The organism is Rosistilla carotiformis (assembly GCF_007753095.1).
GTDB classification, from domain to species: Bacteria; Planctomycetota; Planctomycetia; order Pirellulales; family Pirellulaceae; genus Rosistilla; species Rosistilla carotiformis.
The window spans coordinates 2,364,662-2,379,092 of sequence record NZ_CP036348.1 but is presented as its reverse complement, the minus strand read 5'-3'; the positions used below and the strand labels follow the sequence as shown (position 1 = coordinate 2,379,092).

Genomic DNA, 14,431 nt, shown 5'->3' with positions numbered 1-14,431 from the left:
CCCAAGGTGCGTGTAGCGCAGCTCACTACAGCTGGCGCCCCTTAGAGCCGGTCACTTCGTCGACGGCGAGAGAATCTCGAGAAACGCCAAGAATTGACCGCAAACACACCATTTTTCCATGACCCGAGACACGAATCAATTGTCTTCCAGATTTAGCAGTCACCTATGGTTCGCCGCCCACGCTTACGCTAACATGGGATAACACAAATCAACCACAGGAGGGCCAATGTCGGGTAACTCTCCAAGCCAACGTTCTCGTTCCCAAGCAGCAATCGTCAACGAAGCGTTGCTGAACGAGTTCGTCAATGGGCGGCTTGATTCGGCGACGGAGCTGCGCGTTGCTGCGATGATTGAGTGCAATCCAGCACTCCAGGCTCATATTGTAACGATAGCCGGAGCTGGATTTCTAAAGCGTGTAGAAGCCGCCAAGACTGCAGCCCCCTGCGCAACTCAAGGTGATCCCTGCGTTGGCGAAAAACGCGTGTCCAAATCGTATTCAAACGCCCCACCAGCCGGCCTGCCAATCGAACTAGCTCAGTGCACAGACTACCAGATTTTCAAGGAACTTGGTCGTGGCGGTATGGGGGTTGTTTATCTGGCCAAATATGTGCCGATGGATCGGGTTGAAGTATTAAAAGTTCTCAGCGAACAATTGGTCAAGAAGGACGTCGCCAAACAGCGTTTTCGCAACGAAATGCGTGCCATCGGAAAACTGAATCATCCGGCGATTGCAACCGCGTACCAGCAGGTTCCTCTGCCAACGCAGCTCGTCTTTTCGATGGAATATGTTCCGGGCATCGATCTGCATCGGTTCATTCGCAAGTACCATCCCGTCCCGATCCCTGTCGCGTGTGCATTAGCCTTTCAGATCGCTGAAGCATTGCAACATGCGAATTCGAAACAGACAGTTCACCGCGACATCAAGCCTTCGAACGTGATGGTGTTTAAGGAAGACGGAAACCTACGCATCAAGATCCTCGACTTCGGTCTTGCCAAAGCGAGCAGCGAACGCGATTCCGAAGGGTTGACCGTCGATGGCACGATGTTGGGAACGCCCGAATACATGGCCCCCGAGCAAGCGTTGAATGCCGCCGGCGCGGACATCCGCGCGGACATCTACAGTCTTGGCTGCACGCTGTATCACTTGCTGATGGGCAAACCTCCTTTCGTAGGAAACTTCCAGAGCATCCTGATGTCGCACGCCCAGCAGGAGGCTGAGTACATCAGCTTTACTCGACTTGATGTACCTGTAGAGCTCTCCGAAATCATCGCCACGATGATGGCCAAGAATCCGTCGAAACGATACGCAACGCCAAACCAAGTTGCCGAAGCACTGAAGCCGTTCGCTGGCAAAGCCAGCATCAAATCCCAGACGCGGTTAGAGCCCGCGAAGATTGACACCCACTTTGATTTTGCCTCGCCCAGTCGCGATACGTCGACCGAACAACCAGCCTCCACGATAGACCCCGTACTCGCAACGGCGGGAAATTCACAGCGAAGTGTGGCCGCCAGCATTTCCGATCTAAAGGTTGTAGATCGACGCTTCACCAAGTCGATTCCGTCAGCCAAACGCCATCGAAGCGCGGCAGGGAGATTCAAGCCGCCACCCAAATTAGGAATCGCGATCGGTGGAAGCTTTCTAGCGGCATTGCTCGCGACTGTGTTTATGTTTCGAACTGGCGAAGGCACAATCGTAATAGAAAACGCGCCCGAAGATTCAGAGGTATTAGTCGATCAAGAATCGATACGGCTCAGTTGGAACAAAGGCAAAGACGTTGCCACCGTCCGCGTGAAACCAGGCACCCGTCATGTCGAAGTGCGTTCTGGCGGAAACCGTATCGCGGGCGAAACGGTTTCCATTGAGAGTAATGAAAACAAACTAATTGTTGTATCATTGACGAATGACATCGAGCCCGAATCCCACGCCTCCTTGAAAACGACGCCTTCACCAGCTCCGGTCCCCATCGATAGTAGCCCCTCCGTAGAAGGGATCATCAACGGTGACTTTTCCGATGGCTTGAACGGCTGGACCCTTGAAGGGGGCGCGACTGGGTTCCGCAATTTCACTCACGATGGGCAGCCAGGACTAACGACATTTGGAACCCAAAAGGACCACAACAAAGGCCGAATGTTCCAGACCTTCCGTGTTCCGATGTATGCCGAGGCGTTATCATTTAACGTCCATGGCGGAAGAAACCAGGACACCCTTTGGATCGCTCTTTTACACAACCAAGTTTCCGTGAATCGCGTTACCGGAAAAAACTCAACCCAGGGGTTCGATGTTGAGTGGGACCTGTCCTCGCTACGCGGTGAGAACGTGACGCTTGAAATCGTTGACAAAAGCAATGCTATCTATGGTTTCATAGGGATTTGCTGGATCAAGATCATCCCTGACATCCAGTTGAAAGCGGCACGTCAGGATGCCGCTGCTACAGGTTCAGCGTTGTTTAACGGCGTCGATTTAACAGGCTGGAAAGGAGACGAGAGATTCTGGTCGGTGGAATCAGGCTGCATCGTTGGAAGATGCAGTGCTGACACCCTCACACAAAACAGAATCTATTTGTTCTCCGACGTTCAAACTAGTGGAGATTTTGAACTAGCCTTCGACTGCAAGGTTTCAAGCGGCGGGAACTCTGGCGTAATCTACCGAGCAATACAAACGGACCAGAATCCGATAGCGCTCGGTTACCAAATCGATGTCAACCTCCAGCGAAAAGCATCCGGAAGCAACTATGAAGCCGAAGGACGTGGGATCCTTGCCAGCGTTGCAAACAAGGTCGTAATCAATCCTGACGGCAACGCACGGATTGAGAAAACGCGACAGGATGCTGAGGCCCTTTCACAGGTTGTTAAACCGGACGCTTGGAATCACTATCGAGTCGTCGCTAAGGGCCGTACGATGACGCACTGGATTAATGGATGGCTAATGAGTCAAGTGACCGATGAGGACTTGACGAACTTCCGCTCCAAGGGATCGATAGGCCTTCAGTTGCATGGATGGGTACCAATGGAGGTTAGGTTTAAGGACATCATCTTGCAAACCAAACCAGACGGTTTTGTTTCACTGTTTGACGGTTCCGACACCGACGCGTGGCAGGAACTTGGACCGTTCGAATTTAGAGACGGATTGCTTATTGGAAATGGAAAACGCGGAAACGCCATTTCAAGAAAGGAATATGGAGACTTTGAACTAGTCGCGGATTGGAAAATCGGAACTGGAGCGAACAGTGGCATCTATTATCGAGAGCCCGCAACGCGTCTAGTTAAATTTGGAAACGAGTATGCTATTAGTGACGACATCTTCGATGGCATGGAAGTTCCCGAGGACAAGAAAACTGGAAGCCTGTACGGTGTCGTACCAGCATCGACCGACCTTAAAACACGCGTGGGCCAATGGAACACTTCTCGCATCGTTTGCCGACGGTCGGAGGTGCAGCATTGGCTCAACGGCAGGCCAACCGCCTTCTATTCGACGGAAGGCGAACAGTGGTTAAAGCTACTGGAATCCAACAGATTATCCGAAGCGCAGAAGCAACAGATCGGAATCCGCAACCAAGGTCATATTTTGTTGCAATCCAATTCAGGTGAGATTGCATTCCGCGACGTAAGGATCCGGGAATTAAAACATGAGCCCGCTGAACTCATCGACCTGGAGGAAGGCTCCATATTGCACGGAACTAGATCTTATATTGAAGGCTTCTGGGAGGGCAAAACGGTTTCCTATAGCCTTCACATCAACAAACGTTCGGGCAAAACGTTCGAAGGGTACAAATACGATCAGCGTGAAAGAACCAACATGGCAACCGTCGAAGGACTGATTGAAGGGAATACGATTCAATGGACGGAGACGAACGGAACAACCGTATATGAGGCTAGTGGCGTTTTCATCGACGGTGTCATTACGTTTGCTTTTACTGGGAACTTCAGTGGCAGGCCTGGAACACAAGGGGTCGGCAAGATTGCATGGCCTTAGTTGAATGTTTATATCCACACGCATCGCAAGACCGCCGGTCGACGAGATGAAGTTTGATCGCTTTGGAAAAAAATCGACAGGAGCATCGTATTTTGGGTCCCATCAATTCACGAACTGCAGCGAAGTGGCATGCACAACATCTCGCACTATGTTTCATTGTGAGCGTTTGCGTTGGAGAAGGGAAAGCTCAACCTCCCCAACAGTGGGTAAATCTGCTGGAATGGTCCGAGAACGCCGACTGGGCGTCGCGAGGTCGCAATTACAACGAACGACTCGAAAGCCAGCCTTCGCGTAACGGCGTAACGATAAGGCCGGTACAGTGGAATTACTATCCGCTGCCGGCAATTGTCGACGGCGATTATGAGATGGAAGTCGAATGGACGCGCGAAACTGGAACCGAATCAGTCCACATAGGCTTTCCAGTCGGTTCGCACACCATGGATCTGGTTTTCAGTGCTTTCACCGGACGGTATGGAGGAGTGGCAAGCATTGATGGCAAGGGATATACGGAGAACGCAACGAGAAAATCCCCGTCTGCAGTACGCAATGGTTACCGCAATCGCACCACCATCAATGTCGCGACCAAAGCCGATGAGGCGACGTTTCGCATCGACCACAACGGCGAGGAAAATTACATCCAGTGGCGGGGGAAGCTCAATTCACTGGAAGGTCGGTTCGACATGATGCGTCATCCCTGGATTGGAGCTTGGGACAGTCGTACGGTATTTCACAAGGTTCGCATCAAAATGAAGACAGGCATCGTGACACCCGACTTCATCACGGTCGCTGACAAGAACCAAGACCTCCACTCGGGTTTCGTTCGCTTAGTCGGCGAAACCGCCGGACTACCGAAGGTTGGTTGGGGAAATTTTTTTGTCAACCAAGCGTTCAAAGTGGGTGGGCATGTTGCAGAACGTCGTGTGCCTCGTGTCGCAGAAAAGTTTCGCTTTTGCGATGACTACTACACCGTTCATGCTCCCTCGCGAGTGAAGTGTGCAATTCCGAGGTCGATGAAGAGTTTCTCTGTCATTGGGGTGAACCAAGGCTTGCGATCCTCCAAATTTTCCGTCGTTGTTGATGGTGTCGCGCTCTACGATTCCGGCATGACGGGTTTAGACATCATCAAATTGGATCTTCCCGCAAATTCAAAGATTCTTGAACTTGCAGTCGATCCGCTTGGCGATCACATTTACGACCACACCTATTGGTGCTACCCTCGCTTCCATCGTTTCTCAGCGGATCGCATCACGGAGGACAAGCTCGATTCGCCTTCAAGAAAATTGAATATCTTCTCTGCGGAAGTTGGGGCGAACAGGATCACCTACAACAAGTCCATCTGGGCGCCCCCAATTCACTATCGCGACGCGCCAATTTGCGACGAGTATTTGTTTGCTCATGCGCCCTCCACGGTGACCTATGCGGTCCCCGACGGCATGACGCGGTTCACGGCTGTCGGATACAACGTCGTCAGTTGTTCCGTGCGTTATGAAGTGTGGGCCGATGGAAAACCACTGCTCCAGACTCCGCAAGCGGGCGTTGTTCCAATCGACGTGCAACTGCCATCTGGCACAAAATCCATCGAATTAAAGGTTAACGACATGGGTAACTCCAAAGACGACCAAAGTTTCTGGTGCTACCCGCGATTGTATGCGAAATAGCTGCAACCGGCCGTTCAAAGACGGAAGTTTGCGGATTTCGCAACAGCGTTGTCATGCACGCCACCTTTCCATCGGATCGGAATTTTATATTACTCTGGAACGAACTGATGGTCTCTCCGAAGCTACCGCGAATCGACGACGCACTGCTGAAACAGTTTGCCGAAGGGCGGCTTGATTCGGAAATAGAAAGCTGGCTGGCGCTGGCGATTGAAAAGTCGCTAGAACTTCAAGCTCGCGTTGCGGCGATTTCGAGTAACCGATTTCTAGAAAAGGTAAAGCAGGCAGCGGTTGCCAGCCGCGCAGCAGGCTCGGATGCAAGTTTCGATCAGAAGACCGCGGAGTCGATCGAGGCGGTGCAGCCTGATGGGATTCCTCAAGAACTGCTTGATTCGCGGGATTACCAGGTGCTAAAGGAACTTGGTCGCGGCGGGATGGGGGTTGTTTACCTTGCCAAGTATGTGCCGATGGATCGGGTTGAAGTACTGAAGGTTCTCAGCGAGCAATTGGTCAAGAAGGGTTCCGCTAAACAACGCTTTCGTAACGAAATGCGTGCCATCGGAAAACTGAATCATCCGGCGATTGCAACCGCGTACCAGCAGGTTCCTCTGCCAACGCAGCTCGTCTTTTCGATGGAGTATGTTCCAGGAATCGATCTGCATCGGTTCATTCGCAAGTACCATCCCGTTCCGATTCCTGTCGCCTGTGCGCTAGCCTTTCAGATTGCTGGAGCTTTGCAACATGCGAATTCGAAACAGACAGTTCACCGCGACATCAAGCCTTCGAACGTGATGGTGTTTAAGGAAGACGGAAACCTACGCATCAAGATCCTCGACTTCGGTCTTGCCAAAGCGAGCAGCGAACGCGATTCCGAAGGGTTGACCGTCGACGGCACGATGTTAGGAACGCCCGAATACATGGCCCCCGAGCAAGCGTTGAATGCGGCCAAGGCGGACATCCGCGCGGACATCTACAGTCTTGGATGCACGCTGTATCACTTGCTGATGGGCAAGCCTCCTTTCGCCGGGACGTTTCAGAGCATTCTGATGGCGCATGCCCAGCAGGAAGCCGACTACATCAGCTTCTCAAGGCTTGACGTTCCTGTCGAGCTCTCCGAGATCATCGCCAAGATGATGGCCAAGAATCCGTCGGAACGCTATGCGACGCCAAAGCAAGTTGCCGAAGCACTGAAGCCGTTCGCCGGCAAAGCCAGCGTCAAATCCCATATTCAATTGGATCCCGCCAAGATCGACACCCACTTTGATCTTGCCTTGCCCAGTCGCGAAACGTCGATCGAACAACCATCACCTACTATAGCACCAGTGCTCGCTCCGGCGGGAACTCCACAGCGAAGTGTGGCCGCCAGTATCGCAGACCTAAAAGTTGAAGATCGCCGCTTCACCAAGTCGATTCTGGCAGCCAACCGACCTCGAAACGCTGCAGGGCGTTTCAAGCTGCCGCCCAGATTAGCAATCGCGATCGGAGGCAGCTTTCTAGCGATCTTGCTCGCCGGAGTACTCATGCTTCGGACTGGCGAAGGCACGCTTGTGATCGAAAACCTGCCCGCAGATGCAGAAGTCTTCGTCGATCAAGAATCGATTCGGCTCCGCTGGAACGAAGGCAAAGAAACCGCCACAGTCCGCGTGAAACCGGGCACCCGCCATGTCGAAGTGCGTTCCGGAGGAGCACGCATTGCTGGTGAAACCGTTACGATCGACCGAGGCGACAAGATAATGATCTCTGTTTCGGTTGCACCCGCAGTACACATAGCGGCCAAGGAAGCTCCGGCGACGAAATCGAATGCTGACTCTCAAGTCCCAGGCACATCCTCAGGGACGGTATTAGCCAAGTTCGATGATCTTTTTAGTCCAGGGGGCTCTTGGATAAATGTCGATGAGTCGTTGACCACATCGTTGACGATCCTGTCTCGGAATGGCGAATCGTTCCGAGCTTTGGTTTCGGCTGGCCAGGGTTTGCGGCGTGAAGTCCATGGAAAGATTGCAGGCAACGAAATTAGTTGGCTTGCAAAAGACGTTCACGTGATCGTTGGTAAGGCGGGCGGAGATAATACGGGGACAATATCACAGGATGGTGCTGGTCCAAGAATTGATTTTCGTTGGTCCGGACCCGGTGCTGCGTCAGGAACCTTCACCCTTAGGCCAGACACTCAGTTAGTGCCACCAAGTGATGCAATTTTGTTTCACGGCTCTCGATACAAGCTATTCCCGGAAAAGTTGAGTTGGCATGACGCAAGAAACCGTTGTTCGCTGATGGGAGGCAACCTTGCCGTTATAAGTTCACGGGCAGAAAATGACTTCATCTTCGGTATGGCGAGAACGGCAGGACTAGACTCTGTTTGGCTAGGCGCAAGCGATGAGCACAAAGAAGGCGACTGGAATTGGATCACCGGCGATTCGTTGCGTTATCGAAATTGGGGAACCCACCAGCCCAACAACTTAGGATCAGGTGAAGACTTCATGCTCCTAATTGTTAACTACCCGTCGGGGCCAAGTTTGGAAAGTCGTTGGGTCGATCAGCCAAATGAGTCTTTGCAAAAACAAAATCCGGGCTACATATGCCAATGGTTTGGCAGCCAACCTCAAGAGGTGAACGCTGCCGGATTCAAGACGGATGCAGTAACAAAACATGCCGACGTTGCCCCGATTCAGCCCAAGCCAGACGGATTTGTATCGCTGTTTGATGGTACCGATACGAGTGCTTGGCAATCGCTCGGCCCCTTCAAAGTTCGCGAGGGAACTTTGGTGGCAAATGATGAAAAGGGATTTGCGATTTCGAAGGATGAATATGAAAACTTTGAACTGATTGCCGAATGGAAAATTGGCCCGGGCGCAAACAGCGGAATCTACTATCGGGAAATAAGCACGCGGACGTCTGCGGGGACTGAATATCAAATTATTGATGAGTCGGGATTCGCAGATGCCATGAAGCCCGAATTAACGACAGGGGCAATTCGGCGTGTGGCGGCGCCGGAGTCGCCCCATAACACCTCACTCGGGGTGTGGCATAGCACTCGGATAGTTTGTAGCGGGCCGAAGGCGGAGCATTGGCTCGACGGAAAAAAATTGCTCGAGTACGATACCTCGACTTCAGAGTGGCAGAGATTGCTTTCGGATTCCAACGTCCAAGGGCAGATGGAGATCAAATTCCTAAAGCGCGGACACATTCTACTGCAAGCACGCGGTGGCGAAATCGCTTTCCGGGCGATCCGTATCAAACAGCTCCCGCTTTTGAATTAGTCAAGATCCAACAGTCGATAGGCAGCATGAACGACGACGTCCCACCCCCAACGCAACTTGAGTCTGACGAAGAAGTGCAGCGTGTGCAGGCCGAACTTCGTCACCAGGCTCAAGGATCTGGCAAGAAACGCAGTTCCGACGACGAAAAATTGTTCCGTCCCACGGCGCGTCCGCCTGTTGTGATGTTGGTCGTTTGTGATGATGGCAAGGATTCGGGCGAATTGATTCGGATTCGCAGCGACCGATTCACGATCGGTCGCACCGAAGGGGATTTGCAGATATCGCATGACGAAATGATTTCGTCGCGGCACGTGGCGCTGCACCGTCAATCGGTCGCAGGCCAGGTTCGCTTGTGCGCGACCGATCTACAAAGTCGCAATGGATTGTTTGTTCGCGTCACCAAAGCACCATTGATGCACCAAGCGGAAGTGCTGATTGGCGGTGGCCACTATAAAATGGACATCGTGCGGGACGATGTGCCGGAAACGGTGGCCTTGGCGGGGCCCGAGGAATTATTGCCGGCATCGACCAAGGCGTTGGAGGGGCAACATGTACCGGGAGCCGTGATCCTTTCGGAGATCATTGCCGGCCGTGCCGAGACGCGGACGATGCTTGATCGGTCGCGGTATGTGATCGGTCGCGGCGAACATTGTGAAATCCAGCGTCCCCGCGATCCCTACACCCGCACCGTGCATGCCGTGTTGTCGCGCAGCGAGCGTGGCACCTGGGTGATCGAAGGCGCAAACACGATTAACGGAATTTGGCTTCGCGTGCCTCAAATCGTCGTGAACGTCGGCAAGTCTTGCGAGTTTCGTATCGGCGAGCAACGCTTCCGCTTGAAATTCGGAAGTCGATCATGAGGTTGCATATCCAACACGAAGATGGATCGGTGCAAGTCTTCGATTTTCGAGAGCAGAACGTTTGTTTAGGGAGAGCTAAAGAGTGCGAAGTGCAGTTCGACAGCGCACGTTACCCCAAGGTCTCGTCGATCCACGCAGAACTGAAGTTCGATGACGATGGCTGGCGATTGATTCATCACAGTCGATCGAACCAGACACTGATCAACGGAGCGCCGGTCGAATCGATGCAGCGGGTAAAGAGTGGCGATACGATTCGATTGGGCTACACCGGACCGATGATTCAAGTCGTCAGCTTTTCGGAATCCGACTCGACGCCAGCCGGAACGCTTTTAGCTGCACAAGTCCCCAAAATTCTTCAACAGCTTCACCCGTTGGAGACCTTCGACGCTGCTGAGGGAGGGCTAATCGGGCGCAATCCCGAAGTGGCAGTTTTCTGCCTCGACCACCCTCACGTGTCGCGGGCTCATGCGCAATTGGCTCGTTCAGGGCAACAGATTTGGATCGAAGATGTTGGAAGTGCCAACGGGACCTTCGTGAATGGGAAACAGATCGCGTCGAGATGCCTGTTGAACGATGGCGACGTGATCGACATTGGCCCGTTTTCGCTGGAACTACGTGCCCAGCGGTTCGTCAGTCGCTCTCGTAAAAACAATGTTCAATTGGTGGCCGAGCGAGTGGGGCTTGAGATTCGTGGAGGCGGTCGCAGCGAACCCTTACGCTTACTGAACAACATCGACTTGGTACTCAATCCAGGCGAATTCGCATGTATCGTGGGCCCCAGCGGGTCGGGAAAATCGACGCTATTGCGTCTGTTGAGCGGTCGTGGCGAACCGACCGCAGGCCGTACGTATGTAAACGGACGCGATCTGCACCAAAATTTTGGAGCGATCAAAACGGATCTCTGTGTGATCCCCCAGGCGTTAACACTGCATGAAACACTGACCGTCGAACAGACACTACTATTTACAGCAGCGTTGCGGTTGCCACCGGACCTGCAGCAGAGCGAGCTAAAACAAGCGGTCAATGCAATCCTGCAAACCGTAGGCTTAGAGACACGTCGCGATGTTCGGATATCGCAACTCAGCGGCGGGCAACTCAAACGCGTCGGACTCGGCACCGAACTCATTTCTGACCCCAGCTTGCTGTTTCTCGATGAAGTGACATCGGGATTGGACGAACAGGCCGACCAGGAGATGATGCAGTTGTTCGAGCGCCTCGCGGCCAGCGGGAAGACGCTGGTCTGTGTCACACACAACCTGGCGCATGTCAGCGATCACTGCGATTTGATTCTTGTTCTGACAGTAGGTGGGCACTTGGCGTTTTTTGGTTCTCCGGCCGAAGCGATCGAGTATTTCAAGGTGAGCCGGTTGGCGGACATCTATCCGGCGCTCGGGAAACGAAAAGCCGAAGCGTGGGAATCGCGGTTCTTGACCAGCCAATATTTTCGTCGCTATGTCGTTGACCGCAAACCGGCATTACAAAAACGAGACTCCGAATTACGCACCGGACAATATACCTACCGCGCATCGGTATCGATTGGGTTGCGTCAGTTTGCGACCATCTTTCGACGCACCGCTGCAATTTGGCGCGCGGACCTTCCCGCGGTTGCGACGTTGATCGGACAGCCGTTATTGGTCGGCCTGCTGCTGTGTTTAGTCTTTGGTCAGTTTGCGGATCTAAGCGAAAAACTGGTCCCCGAGCGGTTGGCAACTACGCGCAACCTGCTGTTTCTGCTTAGCGTGAGTTGCTTTTGGCTAGGATGTAATTCGAGTGTCAAGGAATTAGTCCAGGAGCGGATGATCTATCATCGCGAACGCAATTTCAATCTGAATCTCGAAGCGTACCTGGGGGCGAAGGTCTTGTTCTTTGCGGGGCTGTCATTTGCCCAATCTGTTTTACTGGGCGCAATCACACTCGCTTGGTTTGATCCCCCCGGCGACAATCTCGCGATGCTCGGCACCCTTTGCTTGCTATCGGTTACCGGATCCTTATTGGGGCAGGCGATCTCGGCATCCGCTAAATCCGAAGAGACCGCAATTGCGATCGTGCCCGTCGTTGTGATTCCACAAATTATCTTGGGTGGCGTTGTGGCCTCACTTTCCGTGTTGCCACTCTGGATCGCCAAGGCGACGACAACGGTGTTCTGGGGACAGAAGGCTGTCGAGGGCTGTCTTCAAACGTCGGAAAGGATTGCTTCGGATTTCGAACCCGCTCAATTCACGACGTATGTCGTAATTTTTGTGCATGCGATGGTCTTTCTGACCATCGCATGGATCGGAACGCGTCGCGCAACAACCGGCTGATTCCGTAGCGTTGGTCGACCGTCCGTCGCCAAGTGAAGACGGGACGGAGCATACCTGTGGGTGCTTAGGCTTTGCCCGATAGCGGGAACTGAGCAATCCCATCTCCACGACCTTCAATGGACGTCGTCTGATCTACCCCGCCCCTTCAGGGTAGCGGCCTGGATTCGGCGTATTGGTATTGTGGATCCGCAAGCGAAATCACGAGTGCATGTATGCATGCATAGAAAACTGAAAGCGCTGAGCCTCCGGCAACCGTGGACGAAGACGATTTTCCGAGACGATAAGCCAGAGGGGTATCGGTCCAATCCAACCAAGATACGCGGGAGCATCTATACCTACGCCGCCAAAGGGAGACTGGATGCAACCGACGCGGAAATTGAGAAACTGATCGGTAAGCCGTGGAGCGAACTCGATAAAGGACTTGCCATCGGCACCGTCGAGATCGTCGATTGCACGGCATCGGACGATCTGTTCAAGTGGCACCTATCGAAAGCCATCTGTCGAAGAATCACGGAAGCCGTTCAACCATTCGTAGCCCGCTTGGTTTCACTCATCTTGCAACCCTTCATCTTGCAACCCTTGACGCTGAAGAGTTTCGCGTAAAAGCCGTGGTGCGCGGTATTCCATACAGAAGGCGGTAAGATTGAACTATCCTGCGATCGAAGCGATTTCGGATTGTGATTTCGATCCTGCGAGCATTTCACGTTGGCGCCATCAGCAATTGCGCGAAGGATAGAGTTCCCCTAATGGCAACTAGAACCGGAAGTCGGCACCAAAATTGGCACCGTGGGCCCAGAAATCGGTCTCGCGGAATTCAAATTCCGGACGCAGGACCGATGTGACCAGCGGCATTTGTTCTGGCGGGAACAGGTTCGGGTTCAGATCGGTATCGATCTGGTCTCCGGCCCGCACAACGTTGCTCAGATAGAACAACGAATATCCGACGCGAAGGGTGACGTAGGGAGTCACGCGAGCGCCGAGATTGAAGGTCAGCTGAGGCAGGACGGCCAATTCGTTCCGTTTATGTTCGCCGATGTTCGTCCGCTGGGCCAACACGCCGCCGGGGAAGCGTTCCAGAAAACCGGCCTCGACGATGTCGCTGTAGCCATCGATCTGGACGGTTTGTTTGTTGTTACCCGCGGCGACTTTGGCGACCAGTTCGGTCGTAAATCGATTCCAGCGGCCGTGATAAGCCATGCCCAGCTCGATGCCGTTGAATTCGTTTTTCGTTTGGAAGCTCTCCCGAATCTGGAACGATCCCGGATTGGCAACGTCCAGACTGCGCAGGTCTTCAGAAAACGAGAGGCTGTCTCGCAGGTTGGCATATCGATATCCAAACAAGACGTCGAACCGACCGATCTGCATGCTCAGCGGACTGTTGATCGCGATCACGTCGCAGGGCCCCGGCGTTGGGCAAGTCGCCCCGCGACCGTAGAGTCCAAACGAGCTCAGCTTCGATTCCGCATCGACGCTGATCCGGCCGGAGACGAGGTTTTCGTAGGAGATCAATTGAGCGGTTTCGCGACCGTTGATTAGATCGAAGAACGGCCGGCCGATGATGTTGGTCGGCGCGACTTGATCGTCCGATGCGGCCGAAAAGGATTCGTTGCGGTCGAAGATCTTTAAGTAATCCCCTTCCAGTTGCCATCGCAAGTTGGGATCCAAGGCAAAGCCGGCGGTGATTCGATAACCACTCTGCCAACCGTCGTTGAGTTCTTGCTGGCCAAACAGCACCGTCGTTCCGGTGCCGCCCAAAAAGGCGGCTTCGTTTTGCGGCGTCCCCGAAGGGCTGGAGGTGACCAGGGCGGGAGTGCGCATCCCTTCGGCGGACCAATATAAATAGTCGGGGTTGACCCAAAAGCGGCCGGTGCGGCGGAAGGGTAACCAGGTGCTAAACGTTCCGCCAAAGTTGGTGATCTGATTTCGAAACGCCGTCGGCAGGATGGCATACGGATCCTGGTCGCCATTGGCCGCCAATCGCGCATCGGCAATCCGCTCCGCCGCTTCGTTCTCTTGCAGTTCGTCTTCGAAATTTCGGTCCGCCAAATCTCGATTGTCCGATGGACTCGACGCTTCACTGGGGATCACGATCTGAGAATCGGCCAGCGAGGGGACTTGGATCCGCGACGGCTTTTTGTACGCGGGCTTCGGTGGGAGCGAAGCGACATCGACGCGATCGGTTTGCGATTGGCTCGACGTCTCGGCACCGTTGGATTCGGGAAAGCGAAAACGCCACGACGGACCGGCTGTCTCTTGTCCAACGACAAGCGACGCAGCGGGGACGCAGCATAAAGCGATCAGAATAACAACGCGAGCGAACAACGGATGACTCCCAACGATTCCGAAGAAAATCGAGCGAATTGCTCAAGTTTCCTGGAAGCGA

Annotated in this window: 7 protein-coding genes; 6 read left to right on the top strand and 1 reads right to left on the bottom strand. The window is 53.6% G+C overall.

Annotation, left to right across the window (positions count from 1 at the left end; translation table 11 throughout):
• The first annotated feature begins 226 nt into the window (after positions 1 to 226).
• The 6 genes from Poly24_RS08790 (at position 227) to Poly24_RS08765 (ending at position 12,651) form a co-directional block, all read left to right on the top strand.
• On the top strand, positions 227 to 3,973 hold the full coding sequence (locus Poly24_RS08790; protein ID WP_145093451.1) for a family 16 glycoside hydrolase: 3,747 nt from the start codon (positions 227 to 229) through the stop codon (positions 3,971 to 3,973).
• A gap of 53 nt (positions 3,974 to 4,026) precedes the next feature.
• A complete protein-coding gene (locus Poly24_RS08785; RefSeq protein ID WP_145093448.1) occupies positions 4,027 to 5,631 on the top strand; it encodes an NPCBM/NEW2 domain-containing protein in 1,605 nt (534 codons plus the stop codon).
• 107 nt (positions 5,632 to 5,738) lie between these two features.
• Positions 5,739 to 8,885, top strand: a complete 3,147-nt coding sequence (locus tag Poly24_RS08780; protein ID WP_197452432.1) for a protein kinase domain-containing protein — start codon at positions 5,739 to 5,741, stop codon at positions 8,883 to 8,885.
• A gap of 26 nt (positions 8,886 to 8,911) precedes the next feature.
• Positions 8,912 to 9,745 carry an FHA domain-containing protein gene (locus Poly24_RS08775; RefSeq protein WP_145093442.1) on the top strand — a complete coding sequence of 278 codons (834 nt, stop codon included), beginning with the start codon at positions 8,912 to 8,914 and terminating at the stop codon, positions 9,743 to 9,745.
• On the top strand, positions 9,742 to 12,048 hold the full coding sequence (locus Poly24_RS08770; RefSeq protein ID WP_145093439.1) for an FHA domain-containing protein: 2,307 nt from the start codon (positions 9,742 to 9,744) through the stop codon (positions 12,046 to 12,048). Before Poly24_RS08775 ends, Poly24_RS08770 begins: the two co-directional genes overlap by 4 nt.
• A gap of 180 nt (positions 12,049 to 12,228) precedes the next feature.
• Positions 12,229 to 12,651, top strand: a complete 423-nt coding sequence (locus Poly24_RS08765; RefSeq protein ID WP_231753540.1) for an ASCH domain-containing protein — start codon at positions 12,229 to 12,231, stop codon at positions 12,649 to 12,651.
• Positions 12,652 to 12,801: 150 nt separating this feature from the next.
• Here the strand turns inward: Poly24_RS08765 and Poly24_RS08760 are convergent, their stop codons facing one another.
• Complete coding sequence (locus Poly24_RS08760) at positions 12,802 to 14,370, bottom strand: BBP7 family outer membrane beta-barrel protein (protein ID WP_145093433.1); 1,569 nt, start codon at positions 14,368 to 14,370, stop codon at positions 12,802 to 12,804.
• Positions 14,371 to 14,431 lie beyond the last annotated feature (61 nt).

Coding starts and splice junctions, on each gene's coding strand:
- Poly24_RS08790 (WP_145093451.1), top strand. CDS start 227: ATGTCGGGTAACTCTCCAAGCCAACGTTCTCGTTCCCAAGCAGCAATC.
- Poly24_RS08780 (WP_197452432.1), top strand. CDS start 5,739: ATGGTCTCTCCGAAGCTACCGCGAATCGACGACGCACTGCTGAAACAG.
- Poly24_RS08770 (WP_145093439.1), top strand. CDS start 9,742: ATGAGGTTGCATATCCAACACGAAGATGGATCGGTGCAAGTCTTCGAT.
- Poly24_RS08775 (WP_145093442.1), top strand. CDS start 8,912: ATGAACGACGACGTCCCACCCCCAACGCAACTTGAGTCTGACGAAGAA.